Annotated in this window: 17 protein-coding genes; 8 read left to right on the plus strand and 9 right to left on the minus strand. The window is 73.3% G+C overall.

Annotated features, from left to right (window positions below):
- Window positions 1–91 precede the first annotated feature (91 nt).
- Genes J2S55_RS35125 through J2S55_RS35145 form a run of 5 tightly spaced genes read left to right on the plus strand, consistent with a single transcriptional unit; the run spans window position 92 to window position 5,362 of the window.
- On the plus strand, window positions 92–1,918 hold the full coding sequence (locus tag J2S55_RS35125; protein WP_306869819.1) for an ABC transporter permease: 1,827 nt from the start codon (window positions 92–94) through the stop codon (window positions 1,916–1,918).
- Entirely contained in the window at window positions 1,919–3,016 is a 1,098-nt protein-coding gene (locus tag J2S55_RS35130) for an ABC transporter ATP-binding protein (protein ID WP_306869822.1), read from the plus strand.
- Window positions 3,013–3,777 (plus strand): HAD family hydrolase, encoded by a 765-nt coding sequence (locus J2S55_RS35135; protein WP_306869823.1) that lies wholly within the window; start codon window positions 3,013–3,015, stop codon window positions 3,775–3,777. The genes J2S55_RS35130 and J2S55_RS35135 overlap by 4 nt, the downstream gene beginning before the upstream one ends.
- Window positions 3,768–4,571, plus strand: a complete 804-nt coding sequence (locus J2S55_RS35140) for an inositol monophosphatase family protein (protein ID WP_306869825.1) — start codon at window positions 3,768–3,770, stop codon at window positions 4,569–4,571. Before J2S55_RS35135 ends, J2S55_RS35140 begins: the two co-directional genes overlap by 10 nt.
- A complete protein-coding gene (locus tag J2S55_RS35145) occupies window positions 4,568–5,362 on the plus strand; it encodes a Cof-type HAD-IIB family hydrolase (protein ID WP_306869828.1) in 795 nt (264 codons plus the stop codon). Before J2S55_RS35140 ends, J2S55_RS35145 begins: the two co-directional genes overlap by 4 nt.
- Before the next feature lie 92 nt (window positions 5,363–5,454).
- Here J2S55_RS35145 and J2S55_RS35150 read toward each other — a convergent pair whose 3' ends face one another.
- The 6 genes from J2S55_RS35150 to J2S55_RS35175 form a co-directional block, all read right to left on the minus strand.
- Window positions 5,455–6,366, minus strand: coding sequence for a LysR family transcriptional regulator (locus J2S55_RS35150; RefSeq protein WP_306869831.1), 912 nt, complete (start codon window positions 6,364–6,366; stop codon window positions 5,455–5,457).
- 34 nt (window positions 6,367–6,400) lie between these two features.
- A complete protein-coding gene (locus tag J2S55_RS35155; protein WP_306869834.1) occupies window positions 6,401–7,426 on the minus strand; it encodes a (2Fe-2S)-binding protein in 1,026 nt (341 codons plus the stop codon).
- Between the two features lie 118 nt (window positions 7,427–7,544).
- On the minus strand, window positions 7,545–8,456 hold the full coding sequence (locus J2S55_RS35160) for a YihY/virulence factor BrkB family protein (protein WP_306869836.1): 912 nt from the start codon (window positions 8,454–8,456) through the stop codon (window positions 7,545–7,547).
- A 105-nt stretch (window positions 8,457–8,561) separates the two neighbouring features.
- Window positions 8,562–9,491, minus strand: coding sequence for a siderophore-interacting protein (locus tag J2S55_RS35165; protein ID WP_306869839.1), 930 nt, complete (start codon window positions 9,489–9,491; stop codon window positions 8,562–8,564).
- A 55-nt stretch (window positions 9,492–9,546) separates the two neighbouring features.
- On the minus strand, window positions 9,547–10,590 hold the full coding sequence (locus J2S55_RS35170; RefSeq protein WP_306869841.1) for a CHAP domain-containing protein: 1,044 nt from the start codon (window positions 10,588–10,590) through the stop codon (window positions 9,547–9,549).
- 213 nt (window positions 10,591–10,803) lie between these two features.
- Window positions 10,804–11,295 carry a MarR family winged helix-turn-helix transcriptional regulator gene (locus J2S55_RS35175; protein ID WP_306869842.1) on the minus strand — a complete coding sequence of 164 codons (492 nt, stop codon included), beginning with the start codon at window positions 11,293–11,295 and terminating at the stop codon, window positions 10,804–10,806.
- A gap of 171 nt (window positions 11,296–11,466) precedes the next feature.
- Here J2S55_RS35175 and J2S55_RS35180 point away from each other — a divergent pair, with 171 nt between their 5' ends.
- Together J2S55_RS35180 and J2S55_RS35185 are read left to right on the plus strand one after the other, a co-directional pair.
- Window positions 11,467–12,642, plus strand: a complete 1,176-nt coding sequence (locus J2S55_RS35180) for an NADH:flavin oxidoreductase (protein WP_306869843.1) — start codon at window positions 11,467–11,469, stop codon at window positions 12,640–12,642.
- 80 nt (window positions 12,643–12,722) lie between these two features.
- Window positions 12,723–13,172 (plus strand): hypothetical protein, encoded by a 450-nt coding sequence (locus J2S55_RS35185; RefSeq protein ID WP_306869845.1) that lies wholly within the window; start codon window positions 12,723–12,725, stop codon window positions 13,170–13,172.
- A 43-nt stretch (window positions 13,173–13,215) separates the two neighbouring features.
- Here J2S55_RS35185 and J2S55_RS35190 read toward each other — a convergent pair whose 3' ends face one another.
- Both J2S55_RS35190 and J2S55_RS35195 read right to left on the minus strand, forming a co-directional pair.
- Window positions 13,216–13,890 carry a TetR/AcrR family transcriptional regulator gene (locus tag J2S55_RS35190; RefSeq protein WP_306869849.1) on the minus strand — a complete coding sequence of 225 codons (675 nt, stop codon included), beginning with the start codon at window positions 13,888–13,890 and terminating at the stop codon, window positions 13,216–13,218.
- A gap of 157 nt (window positions 13,891–14,047) precedes the next feature.
- Window positions 14,048–15,079: a saccharopine dehydrogenase family protein gene (locus J2S55_RS35195; RefSeq protein WP_306869851.1), complete on the minus strand. Its 1,032-nt coding sequence runs from the start codon at window positions 15,077–15,079 to the stop codon at window positions 14,048–14,050.
- Between the two features lie 96 nt (window positions 15,080–15,175).
- Between J2S55_RS35195 and J2S55_RS35200 the strand changes: the two genes are divergently transcribed.
- Window positions 15,176–16,123: a helix-turn-helix domain-containing protein gene (locus tag J2S55_RS35200; RefSeq protein ID WP_306869854.1), complete on the plus strand. Its 948-nt coding sequence runs from the start codon at window positions 15,176–15,178 to the stop codon at window positions 16,121–16,123.
- Between the two features lie 28 nt (window positions 16,124–16,151).
- Here the strand turns inward: J2S55_RS35200 and J2S55_RS35205 are convergent, their stop codons facing one another.
- Entirely contained in the window at window positions 16,152–18,191 is a 2,040-nt protein-coding gene (locus J2S55_RS35205; RefSeq protein WP_306869856.1) for a family 10 glycosylhydrolase, read from the minus strand.
- Window positions 18,192–18,220: the final 29 nt, after the last annotated feature.

Here is an 18,220-nt window from a genome sequence, read left to right on the forward strand (position 1 = left end):
GCGGAGCCGCTGATGTCCGAGTGGAGCCACTGAGGAAGCTGACGGACCACGCGCCGCGCCGGTCCGTGTGAACCCCCCGAAGGAAGTACCCATGGCTGTTCTCACCAAGGCGGAGACTCCGCCACCTCCGCCGAGGCGGCGCAGGCTGGTCTACCGGCTCCGAGTGCTGCGCCACGACCCGACCGCCGCACTCGGATTGATCCTCGTCATCCTGCTCGCCTACCTCGTCGTGGCGCCGCTGGTCGCGGTGCTGTCGGACGCCTTCCGCCTGCAGTACGGCGACGAGGTGCACGCCGGGCAGCGACCGGGCGAATGGACCGGCTACTACCTGTGGCGGGTGTTCCGGTCCCAGATCAGCGGCCTGCTGTTCTGGGAGCCGCTGCTCAACACCCTGGTGATCGCGGTGGGCACCACGCTGTTCGCACTGGTCGTCGGGGGCGGCATGGCCTGGCTGGTGACCAGGACCAACGTGCCGGGGCGCAGATGGCTCGCCGGCGCCCTGGTGGTCCCCTACATGCTGCCGTCGTGGACCTTCTCCCTGGCCTGGCTGTCGCTGTTCAAGAACGAGCGGGCCGCCGGGCAGGTCGGATTCCTGCAGGCCCAGGGGATCAGGACCCCCGACTGGCTCGCCTACGGCGCGGTACCGATCATCATCACCCTGGGACTGCACTACTACCCGTTCGTGCTGCTCCTGGTCGGAAACGCGCTGCGCCGCATCGACGCGCAGCTGGAGGACTCCGCGCGGATCCTCGGTGCCCCGCAGCGGACCGTCATCCGGCGGATCGTGGTGCCGCTGATGCTCCCGGCGCTGTCCTCGGCCGTGCTGCTGGTGGTCGGCCGGGTGCTCGGCACGTTCGGCACGCCCTACGTGCTCGGCCTGCCGGCCGACTACCGGGTGCTGTCCACCGGGCTGTTCCAGTCGATCCGGGACCGCAGCACCGGCGTGGCGTCCGTGCTCGCCGCCGTCATCGTGATCATCGGGGTGCTGATCGTCTTCACCGACACCCGGCTGATGCGTGAGCACCGCCGCTTCGTCACGGTGGGCGGCAAGGGCGCGATGGACCGGCTGGGCGACCTGCGCCGCTGGCGCTGGCCCCTGTTCGGGCTGGGCCTGGTGGTCTTCGCGGTGAGCGTTCTGGTCCCGGTGTTCACGCTGCTGCTGTCGACGGTCACCCGCACGCCGCTGGACCTGTCCACCTTCACCCTCGACTACTGGCTCGCCGAGCGGCTGCCCGGAGCGGTCGGCTTCCCGCACGGTGTCCTGCGCGGCTCCGAGCTGTGGACGGCGGCGTGGAACTCGCTGCGCATCGTCGGCCTGGCCTCGCTGATCTGCGCGGTCGCCGGCCTGCTGATCGGCTACGTCGTGGTGCGCGGGACGGCTCCACGCGTCGCCGGGTTCCTCCGCCAGGTCTCCTTCCTGCCCTACCTCATCCCCGGCATCGCGTTCGCGGCCGCCTCGCTGTCGCTGTTCGCCGTCGCCCGGGGCCCCCTCCCCGCGCTGTACGGGACGACCTTCCTGCTGATCCTGGTGATGGCCGTGACGCACCTGCCCTACAGCTCGCGCTCGGGCATCGCGGCGATGATGCAGCTCGGCCGCGAACCGGAGGAGGCCGCGCAGATCGCCGGGGCCTCCTGGTGGCAGCGGATGCGGCGGATCATCTTCCCGATCCAGAAGGGCGCCCTCGTCACCGGGATCGTGCTGCCGTTCATCTCCGGGCTCAAGGAGCTCAGCATCGTCATCATGCTGACCACCACCGGGACGCAGCTCCTCACGACCCTGTCGATCGGCCTCGTGGACTACGGATACACCCAGCTCGCCAACGCGGTCGTGCTCGTGATCGCCTTGGTCTCCTTCACCATGACCTACCTGACGCAGCGTCTGACCAACAGCAGCCTGGCGTCCGGCCTAGGAGGATAGATGCCGAACATCACCCTGAGCGGAGTCGCCAAGAGCTACGGCGGTGGCGACCACGCCGTGAAGAACCTCGATCTGACCGTCCCCGACGGCGCGTTCATGTGCCTGCTGGGCCCCTCGGGCTGCGGCAAGACGACCACGCTGCGGATGATCGCCGGGCTTGAGCAGCCGAGTGCGGGCACCATCGCCGTCGGCGACAGGGTCCTCGACTCCGTCGAGCGCGGCCTCTACGTCCCACCGGAGAAACGCGGCATGGGGCTGGTCTTCCAGAACTACGCGCTCTGGCCCCACCTGTCGGTGCGCGAGAACGTCGAGTTCGGCCTGCGGATGCGCAAAGTGCCCGGCCCCGAGCGGCGGGCCAGGGCGGAGGCGGCGCTGAGGATGGTCCACGTCGACGCCGCCATGGACCGCTACCCCTCCCAGCTCTCCGGCGGCCAGCAGCAGCGCGTCGCGCTGGCCAGGATGCTGGCGATCAACCCCACGGTGCTGCTGCTCGACGAGCCGCTGTCCAACCTCGACGCCCGGCTCCGCCTGGAGATGCGCGCCGAGCTCAAACGCATCCACGAGGAGTCCGGCGCGACGATCGTCTTCGTCACCCACGACCAGCTGGAGGCGCTCACGATGGCCACCGACGTCGCGGTCATGAACGAGGGCGAGCTGCAGCAGCTGGCCGCCCCGATGGAGATGTACGCCAGACCCGCCAACCGGTTCGTCGCCGAGTTCGTCGGCAGCCCGCCGATGGCGATCATCGACGTCGGCTCCTCCCGCACCGGCCTGGCCGGCTCGCTGCTCCGCTCCGTCGAGGCCCGCGCCGCGCGGTGCGTCCCCGCCGCCGTCGGCATCCGGCCCGAGGCGCTGCGCCTGGGCGCGCCGCCCGGCTCCGCCTGGCGCGAGGAGGCCGTGGTCGAGGCGGTGCTGCCGGCCGGTTCCTCCTGGACCGTACGGCTGCGCGTCCTGGACACCGAGCTGTACGCGCTCTCCTACACGCCGGTCGAGGCGGCCCCCGGTGAGGTGCTGACCTGCTGGACCGACCAGATGCACCTGTTCGGCGCGGACGGCGCCCGGATCTCCTCCTGGGACCGGACGGAGGTCGGCGCGTGATCCGGCCCAGGGCGTTGCTGCTGGACTTCGGCGGGGTGATCGTGGAGACCGTCAAACGCCCGTCGTGGGCGGCCGAGCTCGCCGCGGAGGTGCACGAGCTCCTCGGCAGGGCCGGCTTCCACGGCCTCGGCCTCGACGAGGTGGAGAGCGACATCCGGGCCGGCGCGCGCGCCGACAAGTACTGGAAGGACTCCGCCTCCCGGCGGCCCGCCCCGGAGGAGATGACGCACCGCGGGTTCTGGGCCGACTTCGTCGCGGGCGACTGGCCGGACCAGGCCCGCTCGCTGGTGACCGCCGAGGCGACACCGCTCTGCAGGCGGATGGGCGAGCTGCGCAGCGGACGCGACATCCGGCCCGGGACGCAGGAGCTCCTGGACGCCTGCTGGGCGCACGGTGTCACGCCCGCCGTCGTCAGCAACGCCCTGTGCGGGGCCGTCCACCGCGACCACATGGCCCGCAACGGCCTCGACCGTCAGGTGGCGGTGCAGGTCTACAGCGACGAGGTCGGCGTCCGCAAGCCCAACCCGGAGATGATCTGGATCGCCTGCCGGGCACTGGGCGTCGACCCCGCGGAGACCTGGTACGTCGGCGACAACTACGACCGTGACGTGGTCTGCGGGGCCCGCGCCGGAGTTGGGGCCACCGTCCTGATGGTCTCCCGGAGCACCGGCGAGATCCCCTACAAGGTGCGCCAGAGCCCTCAGGCGACAGTCGAGGATCCCCGCGGCCTTCTGAACCTCCTGGAGGAGACATGGACCTGAGCGTCTCGCGCGAACTGGCCGCCATCGCGGTCGAGGCGGCCAGAGCGGTCGGCGGCCAGCTCAGGGACGCCTTCCGCTCCCGGCCCGAGGTGCGGACCAAACGCGACTTCCACGACCCGGTGACCGAGCACGACAGAGCGGCCGAGGAGCGCATCCGCGAGGTCCTGGACCGCCTGTGCCCGGGCAGCGTCGTGGAGGGGGAGGAGGACGGGGTCCGGGGGGAGGGCGACATCCGCTGGTACGTCGACCCCATCGACGGCACCGCGAACTTCGCCGCCGGCCTGCCGTTCTTCTGCACCTCCATCGGGGCGGTGGTGGACGGAAAGGTGGTGGCGGGCACCGTCTACGACCCCGTCCGCGACGACGAGTTCACCGCCTCGCTCGACGGGGCCTTCTGCAACGGCGCGCCGATCCGCAGCTCCGGCGCGCGCACCGACCGGGAGGCGGTGCTGCTGTCGAGCTACCCCACACCGCGTGACCTGGCCGCCGGCGGCGAGGCGGCGCTGCATCGCTTCGCCCGGATGGTCAACGCCTTCGCCAGCACGCGCCGCCCGGGGAGCGCGGCGCTGAAGCTGGCGCACATCGCCGCCGGCTGGTCCGACGTCGCCTACGGCACGCACGTCAACGCCTGGGACGTGGCGGCCGGTTCGCTCCTGGTGGAGCAGGCCGGGGGCGTCTACATCCCGCTGTCCGGCGACGTCCTCACGCCCGGCGGCTATCTCGCCTGCGTGGGCGGCTTCGACCTCGCCGGCTCCGTGATGGCCGAGGTCTCCACGGCGGGGGGCACCCGGTGATCCGCTGGATCGTCACCGACCTGGACGGGACGCTCGTCGGACGGGACCTGGCCATGGTGCCCCCCAGCCGGGACGCGCTGCGCCGCTTCCGCGCCGCGGGCGGAGAGGTCGTCATCGCGACCGGGCGCATGGAGGCGTCGGCCCTGCGCTACTACGACGAGCTGGGCCTGTCCGGCGCGGCGATCCTCTACAACGGCGCCCGGACCGTGGACCTCGGCACCGGAGCCGTGCTGCGCTCCCGCCACCTGTCGGCGGACGCCTGGAAGGCGCTGCTGGAGCTGTTCGACGGGCTCCCGCGGGGCGTCCACCCGGTGGCGTTCTCCGGCGGGGAGGCGCTGGCCGTCCATGACGCGCCCGAACTGCGGGACTACGCCCGGCGCGACGGGATCACGCTGCGCGATCCGGGCGACTGGTCGGCGCTGCCGCCCGGTGAGATCACCAAGTGCATGCTGATCGGCGACCCGCTGCCCGTCCTGGACATCCCGGGGACGGTCACCGTCCGCTCCGAGGCCACCTACCTGGAAGTGCTGCCCGAGGGCGCCACCAAGGGCACGGCGCTGCGCGAGCTGGCGGCCTCCCGCGGCGTGCCGCTGGAGCAGGTCGCGGCCATCGGCGACAACCCCAACGACATCGACATGATCACGACCGCCGGGCTCGGGGCCGCGGTCGGCGACGGCCACCCGGAGGTCCGGGCGGCGGCCGGCGTCGTGGTCGGCGCCTGCGCGGACGGAGCCGTCGCCGACCTGGTGGAGCTGGTCCTGTCCCGGGCCGGGGGCGAGGCGCCCGCATAGCGGAGGGGACCGGTCCCGCCGTCCAGGGGAGCGGGCGCGCCCCGGGACGGCGGCGCCCGCGGGCCGGTCCGCTCCGGCCGGAGCCCCCGGGCTCAGCGCAGGGCGTTGCGGATCTGGGCCGAGGCGTCGCGCAGGTAGTCGATGAAGGAGCGCAGCGCCGGGTTGGGGTTGGTCGGGCGGGTGGCGGCGCCGATCCTGCGGTAGAGGCGGGGCCCGTCCAGCCGGCACACCTGGATGCCCGCGGCGCCCTGCGCGCCGAGGCTGGGCACCAGTGCCACCCCCAGCCCGGCCTTGACCAGTCCCAGCGTGACCTCGTAGTGGTCGCTGCGACAGCGGATCATCGGGTTGAACCCCTCCAGCGCGCTGGCCCGCTCCAGCACCGAGACCGGGGTGTCGGTGCCGTAGGTGGTGATCCACGGCTCGTCGGACAGGTCGGCGAGCCGTACTCGCTGCCGCTGCCCGGCAGGGTGGCCCGGCGGCACGACCAGCAGCTGCGGCTCGTCGAACAGGTGGGTGACCTCGACCCCCTCCGGCGGCTTCCACGGGTCGAGCGCGTGCTCGAAGACCACCAGCACGTCGAGCGCGCCACGCTCCAGGTCGGGCAGGAGCTCGTGCGGCTGGCCGAGCACCAGGTCGAGCTCCACGGCGGGGTGGCGGGCGGTGAAGGTCGACAGCGCCAGCGGCAGCAGCCGGTATCCCGCGGAGGCGAAGAACCCGATCCGTAGCTGCCCGGCATCGGCCCGGGCCTGCGCCAGCAGGTCCTTCTCGGCGGCCTCGATGATGTCGAGCACCTCCTGCGCCCGGGTCGCGAGCCGCCGCCCGGCCGCGGTCAGCCGCAGGCTCTGCGCGCCCCGCTCGACCAGGCCGACCCCCGCCTCCTCCTCCAGCCTGGACAGCTGGTGGGACACGGCGGACGGCGAGAGCCGCAGGGTGCGCGCGGCTCCCGCGATGCTCCCCGTCCGGAAGACCTCCCGAAGCACCCGCAGGCGGTGACTGCTCAGCACCGTTCCAGTATCGGTGCAATCCGGACAGCCCGGGTCAGGGGGCCGCGCTGGCCTGCCGTACGGCCTGCGCCCACTGGTCGCGGCGGATCTCGGGGTCCAGCAGGGCGCAGTCGCCGCACTTGCCGCCGCCGGGCACGCGGTAGTAGAGGCAGCAGCTGTGCCGGACGAAGAAATGACGGCCGGGGGCCGGCTCGGCCAGCTCGCCCGCCCCCTCCAGGACCCCGAGGGCCAGCAGCTCACGGGTGAGCGGGGCGGCCCGGGGGACGGCGTCCGGCCGCTCGCGCGCGATGGCCGACAGGGTCCCGGCCAGGGCGGAGGCCGCGTTGCCCCACAGCAGCCCCGGGGCGACCCCGGTGATCTCCTGCACGGCCTCGGCCAGCGGTCCGAGCAGCTCGGTCACCACGTTGCGGTGGATCAGCCCGGCGGCCCGGCCGGGGTCGGCGATCTCCCAGCCGGCCGGGCGGGGCGCCCACAGCGGGAGCGGGCCGCCGGCGACGGGCCGCCAGTGGACGCCGGCGGGGGCGAGGTCGGGCAGCACGGCCCGGACGGAGGCCGCGCCGACGACCGGTGACCAGAGCCGGGCGGCCAGCCCCTGGAACAGGATCGAGGCGGCGACTCTCGCCTCGCCGGTGCCCAGCAACCGCCCGACGTCGCGGATCCGGGCACGCAGGGCGCCGACGTCGGCGTAGAGCGCGGTGAGCGGGCGCCAGGCCGGGTCGGCCCCCTGCGCGGGGTCCGTCGAGACGGCGAAGAACGGGCCGATGGCCGACACGTCGGCCATCGTCCCGGCGACCACGCGGGTCTCGGCCGGGCGCAGGCCCGGTGACCGCCGGGCCGCTGGCCGCCCGGCCCAGCCGGCGAGCTCGGCCAGCGAGGCGAACCAGTGACCCTCACCGTCGAAGGCCGCCTCGTAGCCGTCGCCGGTCGCCTCCACGGCCAGGTCCGCCGGGCCCGAGGTGACGGTCCGCCACCCCTGCCCGGCCAGGCAGCGCGTCAACGACGGCAGCCGGAGGCCGTCGGCCGTCAGGCGCGCCGTGCCGGCCGGTCCGCCGTGAGGCATGCGGGCGCCCTTCTCTCCCGGGAGGATCGGCCCCGTTCCGTGAGGCGATCGGTGTCCCGGCCATGTTCGCACACCCGCGTCCGCCGCGGCCCGGCGTGCCCGCGGGGACGGGCGAGGGTCAGGTCAGGGCCGCCGGGGCGGAGGGCGCGCGGCGGACGGCCAGGTCGACGATGTCCCCGGCGGTGCTGGTGGCGGTGAGCGCGGCGGCGAACAGGATGATCTGATTGAGGATCTTGAGGAAGGCCAGCAGCGCGACGGCGCCGGCCACCACCTGGTAGGCGGGGTTGGCCGCGGTGAGCTCCAGATAGAACTGGCCGAGGGTTTTGAGGACCTCCAGGCCGAGGCTGACCGACAGCGCGGGCCCGAGGACCCGGCGCAGCGGCAGCCGCAGCCGCGGGGGCGCGGTCAGCAGGGCGGCCGCCAGCAGGGTGTTCACCCCGAAGCCGAGCAGGAACGCGACCGCGGACGTCAGCCACCGGGCCGGGGCGTCGTCGACGCCCACGGTGTGCACCAGCAGCCAGTCGAGCAGCGCCTCGGCGGCGAAGGCGACCGCGAGCGAGGCCGACAGCAGGGCTCCGAGCCCGGCCAGCACGCCCAGGTCGATGAGCTGGCGCAGCAGGAAACGGCCCGGGTACTCCTCGATCCGCCAGATCGCCCTGATCGCCGAGCGCAGGGTGTCCATCCAGAACAGGCCGGTGACCGGCATGCCGACGAGGGCGACCAGCCCGGCCGTGCTCCGGGCGTCGCGCAGCGCCTGCACGTCGAGGCGGGGGAAGTTGTCGGTGAGATAGCGCTGCACCGTGCGTATCACGTGCGGATCGTCCAGGACGTGCCCGATGATCGCGAAGCTCAGCAGGGCGAGCGCGAACAGTGCGAAGAACGAGTAATAGGTGAGAGCGGCCGACAGCCGTCCACCGTCCGCCTGGTCGTAGCGCACGCCGGCGCGGGCCAGGTGGTCCAGCCAGCGGTGGCGGTGGCGGGCCCGGGTCCACGACGCCGTGACCCGCCCAGTGAATCCGGTGACCGTCATGCACCGGTCACTACCCGGAGTCCGCCGGGCTACCACCGGTGCCGGCCGCGGGTGGTAGCGGCTGCGGCCGGCCCGCCGACGGGCTCCGCGGAGCGGCTCCGGCGCTCAGTCGATCTCCGCGCGCCCCAGCCGCCAGTAGCCCATGAACGCCACCGACGAGCGGTCGACCCCGGCCTCCTGCACGAGGTGGCGGCGGAGCAGCTTGACCACGCCCGCCTCGCCGGCCAGCCAGGCGTACAGGCCGTCGCGGCCGGAGGGCTGGGGGATCTCCCACAGGATCTCCGCGTCGACGTCGACGTCCTCCAGCGGATCGGCGGCCTCGCCGCCCGCCGGGGTGATCCCGGCGACGGCCTCGCGGACGGCCGGGACGAGCAGTTCGCCGTGGCGGGCCCCCTCGCGGGGCAGCCAGGTGACCTCCACACCCGGCCGTACGTCGAGGGGGAGCGCGTCGGCGCGCTCCGGCACCTCCAGCAGGACGGTGGCCCGCACGTCGCCGGAGAGGCTCTCGGCGATGGCGGCGATGGCGGGGGCGGCCGTCTCGTCACCGGCCAGCAGCAGGCGCGTGGCCCCGGCCGGCGGGGCCCATTCCTGGCCGCCGGTGGGCCCGGGGCAGGCCGCGTTGGGGCCGACGACCACGGCCCGGTGCCCCGGGGCGGCGTGGGTCGCCCAGCGGGAGGCGGGGCCGGCGTCGCCGTGCAGCACGAAGTCGACGTCGAGCTCGCACCGGCGCGGCCGTACGGCCCGCACGGTGTAGGTGCGGATCGGATTGCGCAGCTCCGGCGGGAGCGCCCGCCACCGCTGGTACCAGTCGGCCCCGTCGCCGAGGGGGGTGAAGCCGCCGTCGGGCAGCGGGAGGATCAGCTTGATCCGCTGGTCGAACCCGTTGTCGGCGAAGGCCGACAGCTCCTCGCCGGCGAAGGTCACCCGGAGGAAGCTCGGGCTGAGCCGCAGCGTCCGCAGGACCCGGACGTGGAAGGCGCAGTAGGGGAGGATCTCCTCCACGCGCTCTACGGTCTGCTCACTGACGGCTGTCATCTCGTGCTGCCTCCGCTCGGAAAGGTCGTCGTGAGCAACTTAGCTTTGCCTAACCTTATGAATCAAACCGGGCCGTCGTGCCGGCCGGGCTCTCGGCGCGCTCACCCGGCCCGGACGAGTACGGCCGCCGGCCGGCCTTGACGCCCGCGGGGCGTGCCGGACCCGCGCCACCCGCGGCCGTGCCCCTGGAGGCCGCCGCGCCCCTGCCGGCCGGCCGGGAGTGGGACGGGGCCGTCCCGGGTGCGGCCGCTCCGCCGGGCCGGCCGGGCCGGTCGCAGTCTGCTCCGGGTGCGGCCGTCCCGGCGGGCCGGCCGACGTCCGGTCCGGTCACCGTGCCCGTCCCCGGGCCCTGTCTGCGGTGCCGTCCGGCGGCCGGTACGGCGGGCGGCCCGGCGGCCGGGGTGCGCGCGTGGCGTCTGGCCAGGACGAGCGTCGCGGCGAGGACGAGCAGGAGCACCCCCGCGACCGGCGCGGTCTCCAGGGGGATCGCCGGCGTCCCCGGGCGGGCGGCGGCCACGGCGCCGGGGGCGGGCGCCGGGCGGACCTCGATCCGCCCGGCCGCCTGCGGGACGGTCGCGTCCTCGCCGGAGGGGGTCCCCGCCAGGCCCGCCTCGCCGGAGGAGGTCCCGTTCAGGCGCTCCTTGACCTTGCGCGGCAGCCCGTATCCGACGACCTTGCTCTCGTCGCGCGTCTTGCGTCTCAGCCAGACCCCGTCGACGTTGCCCTCGATGGTGTGGATCGTTCCACCGTCGACCCGCTCGACGACGCCGACGTGGTCGATGCCCTTGATGTCCTTGCCGCCCGACCAGTCGAAGAAGACCAGCGCCCCCGGCTCCGGCTCCCTGGACCAGGCGCCCCGCGTCTCGAACCAGCGGGCGTGGGAGGGCGTCCAGGCGAACTGGCCGACGAAGTCCGCGACGCCGGCCTTGTCGGCGGCCCAGGCGATGACCATGTCGCACCAGGGGGCCGTCCTGTACTGGGGGTCCTGGACGACGCTGGTCGAATACCACTCGCCGAACGTGGTGTGCTGACCGGCCCGCTCCCGGTATCCGAGCTCCGGCTCCATGACTCTGAGCAGATCGTCACCGATCGGATCCATGGCCGCCCGCCACCCCGTCCACTCGCCTCCGCCCTTCTGTGAAGGGTGGTCACCGCCCGATAACGCTGGACTGTATTCACTGGAAAGGCGAAAAGTCGGGTTTTGCGGTAGAAAGCCGGCTGGAGAGCCCGTCGGATACCGGATTCGATGATGGCGGTGAGCCGGGGCCTCCGATGCTCTACGATCGTTGGCCCCGCTCCGCGGGGGCGTGCACTACGCGCCCTTGCGGCCGGAGCCGCGGGCGGAGGCCAGCCGGGCGGCCTGCTCGGCGCCGACCGCGGAGACCCGGCGGAGATAGTCGCCGATGACGGCGAGCTGCTCGTCGGTGAAGTCGTCCAGGGCCGTGAGGAACGCCTCGCCGGGGGTCTCCCAGGCGGCGTCCACCTCCGACACGGGCCTGGGGGCCAGGGAGACCAGCGTCTTCCTGCGGTCGCCGGGGTCGCTCTGCCGGACCACCAGCCCGGCCCGGTCGAGCCGGTCCACCAGCCGGGTGGCCGACCCCGAGGTCAGGCCGGTCAGTCTGGCGATCTCTCCCGTGGTCAGCGGCTCCGCCTCCAGCGAGAGGAGGCTGAGACACTGCAGGTCGGTGGGGTGGAGCCCGAGGTGCTCGGCGAGGGCCTGGTTGAACAGCGTGTAGGCGGCGTAGTGCCTGCGGCTGTCGGCGACCACCCGCTGGATCAGCCGGTCGCGGTCCTCGTTCGGCATGTGGCGGCCACCCCTCCGGATCCGGTCGCGCGGCGCGGTCCGGGTGCGCGGCGCAGATGATGTGTTGCGCACAATATGTGTCGCCGATTCATTCTACGAGGGCCGCCCCCGCCGCACCCGTCACCGGCCGGACTGATGCAATCCAAGCGCTTGTTTGGTAAACAGTGACTCATGGCCGGAACCGTGGCCGACGTCTTCGCCCCCGCGAAGCTCGGGCCGATCACCCTGCGCAACCGCCTGATCAAGTCCGCCACTTTCGAGGGCCGGACCCCCGAGGCGCTGGTCTCCGACGATCTGGTCGAGTTCCACCGCCGGACGGCCGCCGGCGGCGTGGGCATGACCACCGTCGCCTACTGCGCGGTCGCGCCCGAGGGGCGCACCGAGCGCCGGCAGATCTGGATGCGCCCGGAGGCCGTCCCCGGGCTGCGCCGGCTGGCGGCCGCCGTACACGCCGAGGGGGCGGCCGTCTCCGCGCAGATCGGCCACGCCGGTCCGGTGGCCAACCCGGCCTCCAACCGGCTCCCCGCGCTGGCCCCGACCCGGCGGTTCAACCCGATGGGCATGACCATGACCCGGGCGGCGACGAGGGCGGACATCGAGCGCGTCGTGCGGGCGCACGCCGAGGCGGCGCTCATCGCGGCGGAGTCGGGCTTCGACGCCGTCGAGATCCATCTGGGGCACAACTACCTGGTCAGCGCCTTCCTCAGCCCCCGGCTCAACCGCCGGGCCGACGGCTACGGCGGAAGCCTGGCCAACCGCGCCCGGATGGCCCGCGAGGTGGCCCGTGCCGTGCGCGAGGCCGTGGGCGGCCGGATCGCGATCCTGGCCAAGCTCAACATGGACGACGGGGTGCGCGGCGGCCTGGTGCCCGAGGAGAGCCTCCAGGTCGCGGCCTGGCTGGAGGAGGACGGCGGCCTCGACGCCATCGAGCTGACCGCGGGCAGTTCGCTGCTCAACCCGATGTACCTGTTCAAGGGGGAGGCCCCGCTCAGGGAGTTCGCCGGGGTCTTCCCGCGGCCCCAGCGGCTGGGCGTGCGGCTGCTGGGCCGCCGGTTCCTGCGGACCTACCCCTACCGGGAGACCTATCTCCTTGACGACGCCCGCCGCTTCCGGGCCGCCCTGCGCATGCCGCTGGTCCTGCTCGGCGGCATCACCGGCCGCCCGGCCATGGACCTGGCCATGCGGGAGGGCTTCCAGTTCGCGGCCATGGGCAGGGCGCTGCTCATGGAGCCCGACCTGCCGATCCGGATCCAGCGGGACCGGGCCACCGCCTCCCGGTGCATTCACTGCAACCGGTGCATGCCGACCATCTACACCGGCACGCGCTGCGTGCTGGCCGAGCCCTGAGGCGGCCGAGCGGACGCCGCCTGGTCGAATAGCATGTGATCGCACTTTTACGGCATGCGCGAGGGGCGGGATGGGTTTCCATGTTCGACGACAGGACGCAGGAGACCCTCCGCCGCCTTCTGGACCTGGCCGAGCACCCCTCGACCCCGCAGCCCGAACGGGCCCTGGCCGTCACGCGGATCCGGGCGCTCATCATGGTGCCCGAGGGCGACGCGCGCCGCGCCCCGGTGACCCCGGCGATGGGCGCCGACATCCTCAAGAAGATCAGGCCGCTGGCCCGGCGGGTCGACGAGGACCTGGTCAACGAGGTGCACGGCGACCTCTACGCCTTCAGCACCCGCTACCGGGTGATCGGCGAGGTCGCCGACGAGATGGCCCGCCTGCTCGAACGCTGGAGCGCCGTCGTCCCGGAGAAACGGCACCGGCACGAGGAGACGGTCCGGATCACGGCCTCGAAGCTCGCCTACCTCCTGGAGCGCCGCGACCTGTTCCGCAGGCCGAAGTGGAGCAACCGCACCAGGCCGAGGTGAGCCCCCGGGCGCGGGGAGCCCGTGCCGGTGTGCCCGGCTCCGCTCACCGGCTCCGACCGGCCGCCGGGGAGGGCCGCTCCCGTCCCGCGGGGTGGAGGGCGCCGGCGCGCGCGGCGGCGAGCGCGACCTGCGCCGCGTGGTCGGCGGTGGTCTCGTCGACGGGTTCGGCGGTGATCAGCAGCCGGAGGTAGATCGGCGCGATGAGGGTCTTGAGGAGCTCGGCGGGGTCGGTGCCGGCAGGCAGCTCGCCGCGTTCGACGGCACGGGTGACGACCGGCTCCGCGCGCAGGAAGCGGTCGGCGAAGAAGCGGCGCTTGACGTCGCCGATCTCCGGCACACGCGCGGCGTCCGAGAACATCGCGATCGTGACGGCCCGGTCGGCGGGGCTGGTCAGCATCCTGACGAGCGAACGCGCCAGCTCGCGCAGGTCCGTCTCGACGGCGTGGGTGTCGGGGATGGGGATGTCCGCCGCCACCTGCTCGGTCAGCGCGTCCAGGACGAGGGCCTCGCGGTCCTTCCAGCGCCGGTAGACCGTCGTCTTGTGGACGCCGGCCCGCTGCGCGACGTTGTCGACGGTCAGGCCGGCGTATCCCGTCTCGGCCAGCTCGGCGAGCGTCGCCGAGAGGACGGCGGCGCGCACCTTGGGGCCGCGCCCGATCGGGCGCTCCCGGCCTGCCGGGAGGGACTCCGGTTCCATCGCGCCTCCTGGCTGCTCCATCGCCGGCACCTGCCTGTCGCGCTCATATTAAAGCAACCAGGAGTTGCGATGTGCGGCGATGACCGCCGCCTCACCGGCGGCCCCGCCCCGTCCCGGCGTGGCACCCGAGCCCCGGGACCGGACAGGACCGGACGCCCGCGCAGAGGCCGCGGCCCGGTCAGCGCGGAAGCTCGACCGACAGGTGCGGAGCCAGCGCCCGCAGGAAGTCCGCCGCGTCGAACATGGCGCCGGCCGAGGCCACGCCCGCCGTCCGCGTGTGCCCCGCCAGGATCCGCCGGACGGCCTCCACCGCCAGTGGCGCGGTGACCGCGTAGATGTCCTGGCCACGGGCCGTGGCGCGGCGCTCGGCGCCATCGGCGCAGACCACGACGTCGACGACGAAGGTCTGGTCCGAACGCCCCAGGGCGTCGACCGCCTCCGGCTCCGGCGTGTCCTCCCCGGCCAGGTCCCTCGCGGCCTCGACGGTCATGTAGGTGCGGACTTCGGGCACGGCCAGGTGGCTGGGGACGGTGACGACATCCGCCATGGTGAACTCCGCGATCACCGTCCGTCGTCCCAGCGGCTCCGGAAAGAGCCAGTCCTGCTCGGACACCTTGTCGTCGTGATATTCCAGCGCGCCGTCCCTGAACCGCACCCGACGGCCCGAGCGACGCTGGTGGGACACCTGACCCGCCGCCCGGGTTCCCGCCGTGGGGTGCCAGCCGCTCAGCCCGTACGCGATGTGCACCGCGTCCGCGGCGGTCGACCTCCCCATGGTCGCGCTCACCAGCAGGTCGCCCAGCCCACCGTAGAAAGCCATGGCCGGCACCACGGGTACGCCCGCCTTCCGAGCCGCTTCCGCGTGGTCGGCGAAGGTCGAGGCGTTCGCCTCGATCTCCGCCGCGACGTCGACGTACGGGATCCCCGCGCGCAAGGCCGCCTCGACCACGGGGCCCGCCGTCACCGCGAACGGTCCGGCGCAGTTGACGACCGCCGCCGCGCCGGCGAGGGCCCGGTCCAGGGAGCCCGGGTCGTCCACCGCGGCCGGCCGCACCGTCACCCCACCCCATTCCTCGGCCAGTGCCTCCAACCGGGCCGCGTCACGGCCTGAGACGACAGGGGCGAAGCCGCGCCGGAGAAGCTCGGCGACGACGAAGCGCCCCGTGTGCCCTGTCGCTCCGTAGACCACCACTGCATCCAATGCACTCATGACTCTCCAGATCTCGATGTTTCGAGGAGCCACTCTGGCCGAACGGGGAAGGTGACCGTGAGAGTCCGGAACGACATCATCCATACACTTTCGGACATGCACACCATCGCGCTGGCGACCGCCGGTCACCTGCTCCACTTCGAGCTGGCAGTGGCCTACGAGATCTTCGGCACACCCCCGGGCGAAGCCACGGGAGACTGGTACGAGGTACTGCTCTGCGGGCCCGGACCGGTGCGGATCGGCCCGTTCACGGTCGAGCCGGACCACGGGCTGGAGCGCCTGACCGGCGCCGACACCGTGATCGTGCCCGCGTGCGCGGACATCGACGATCCGCCGCCGCCGGAACTGCTCGAAGCCGTACGCGCGGCCCACGAGTCGGGTGCCCGGGTCGCCTCTCTCTGCACCGGGGCGTTCGCACTCGGCGCGGCGGGCCTGCTGGACGGCCGGCGGGCCACCACGCACTGGGCTCACGCCGCGGAGCTGAGTGCCCGCCATCCGCGGGCCGTCGTGGACCCGGACGTGCTGTACACGGACAACGGCAGCGTGCTCACCGCCGCGGGGAAGGCCGCCGCCGTCGATCTGTGCATACACCTGATCCACCTCGACCACGGCGCAGCCGTCGCCAACTCGGTCGCCCGCCGCCTGGTCATGCCGCCGCACCGGCCCGGCGGCCAGGCCCAGTTCGTGGCCACGCCGATGCAGGTCACCGGCGACCACGTGCTCGTAGGCCTGCTCGCCTGGGTCCGGCAACGGCTGGACCAGCCGCTGACAGTGACGGACATGGCGCGGAAGGCGAACATGAGCCCGCGCAACCTCGGACGGCAGTTCCAGGCCGTGACAGGTCAGACACCGATCCAGTGGCTCCTGGCCCAGCGCGTACGCCGCGCCCAGGAGCTGCTGGAGGCGACCGACGAGAGCATCGAGGCGGTCGCCCTCGCCGCCGGCATGGGTACCGCCACGACACTTCGACGCCAGTTCAAGCGGATCGTCGGAGTCCCGCCTGACAGCTACCGGCGCTCGTTCCGCGGCGCGAGACCTGCCTGATCGGTACGGGCGCGGTGCCGCTGGAGTGCTAGGTCTTCGTGATGCGGACGGCGTCGGCGATGACGTAACCTCCGGTGGAGGTCCAGCGGCTCACCCCGACGACGTTGTAGGTGCCGGCCGAGAGGGTGAAGGTGCCCAGGACGCGCCACTGGCCGCCGCCGGCGCGCTGATCGACGTTGATCACCTGGTTGCCGCCGCCGGCCGCCACGATGAACGGCGTCGCGCTGTTGTAGCCGGCGTTCGCCGGATACCAGACCTCGATCCGGTAGCTGCCGGCGCTGGGGATCTGGGCCCGGAACCACGCCGGGTCGCTCGCCGCGACGGGGTCGGCGAACCGGTAGTCGGCGCCGTGGCGCTGCGCTGAGAAGCTCGAGGTGCCCCAGCCGGAGCCGGCGGTGAAGCCGGCGTCGGCGTTGTCGACGACGACGCTGAACGGGCCGGTGGCCGCGACCACCTGGCCCGCGCTCGGCGCGCTCTCGTGGTGCGGCCGGTCCATGGCCGTCACGTAGTAGGTGTAGGTGCCCGTGGCCGCGGCGGTGGCGTCGGTGAAGGACGTCCCGCGGACCGTCCTGAGCAGGTTGCGGCCGTCGGCGAAGAAGCACGGGTCCGTCGTCTGGGCGCCGCCGACCCGGTAGACGGCGTAGGAGGTCGGGCTGCTCGACCCGCCGCGCTGCCACGACAGCGAGACCCCGCCGCCGGTCCGGACCGCCGAGGTGATCGACGGGCTGGGCGGCGCGGCCGCCGTGCCGTGGGCCGGTATCAGGGCGGGCCTGGAGTAGTGGTCGGCCACCATCTGGGAGACGGCGCCGATCCGGTCGGCCCGGACGTCCTTGGCGCTGAAGAAGATGTCGCCGGCCACCTCCGGGTGCTGGCGGTTGTAGCTCAGGTGCGCGGTGAGCTCGCCGGGCTGCTGCCAGGCCGCGTCCTGGCCGGCCGCCCCGGCCCGGTAGGCGGCCTGCCCGACGAGCAGTTGGACGCCGGTGTCCTTGACCGTCTCCGCCCACCAGGCGGTGAGCACCTTGTAGTCGGCGACGGCGTACCCGATGTGCCAGTAGATCTGCGGCGCGACGTAGTCGACCCAGCCCTGCTTGATCCACAGCCGGGTGTCGGCGTAGATGGCGTCGTAGGACTGCATGCCGGAGGTCCGCGAGCCGAGCGGGTCGGTGGCGGCGTTGCGCCAGATGCCGAACGGGCTGACGCCGAACCTGACCCAGGACTTGGCCGTGTGGATCCGCTGGTCCAGCTCCTTCACCAGCAGGTTGACGTTGTTGCGCCGCCAGTCGTGGATGTTGCCGAACCCCCCGCCGTACTGGGCGTAGGTGGACGCGTCCGCGATCGTCTCGCCGCTGACCGGATAGGGGTAGAAGTAGTCGTCGAGGTGCACGCCGTCGAGGTCGTAACGGGTGACGGCGTCCATGACGGCGCCCTCGATGAACTCGCGGACCGCGGGGATCCCCGGGTTGTAGTAGAGCTTGCCGCCGTAGGCGAACCGCCAGCCGGGGTTCTGCCGCGCCGGGTGGTCGGCCACCAGCCGGGTGGGGTCGTCGTGGTTGGCGACGCGGTAGGGGTTGAACCACGCGTGGAACTCGATGTCGCGGGCGTGCGCCTCGCTCACCATGAAGGCCAGCGGGTCGTAGCCGGGATCGCCGCCCTGGGTGCCGGTCAGCCACTGTGACCACGGCTCGTGGGGCGAGGGCCAGAACGCGTCGGCCGTCGGCCTGACCTGCACGACGACGGCGTTCATGTTCTTCTGCACCGCCAGGTCCAGCCAGGCGCGGAACTCGGCCTGCTGCGCCGACACGCTCAGGCCGGTCCTGCTCGGCCAGTCGATGTTGGCCACGCTGGCGATCCACATCGCGCGGAGCTGGCGTTTGGGGGTCGCCGGATCGGTGGGGCAGGCGGCGAGGGTGCCGGCCGTACCGCCCGCGGGGGTGGCCGCGGCGGCGCCGGCCGCCGGCACGGGCGCGACGGCACCGGTGAGCGCGGTGAGAACGAGGACGATGGCTGCTGCGGCAATACGACCGATGGTGACGGGCCGACACGTCGAGCCCGCTCGATACGTCGTCACAGAAGGAAAGCTTCAGTGCTTTCCGGCAA

Source organism: Streptosporangium brasiliense, from assembly GCF_030811595.1.
In the GTDB taxonomy this organism is placed as follows: domain Bacteria; phylum Actinomycetota; class Actinomycetes; order Streptosporangiales; family Streptosporangiaceae; genus Streptosporangium; species Streptosporangium brasiliense.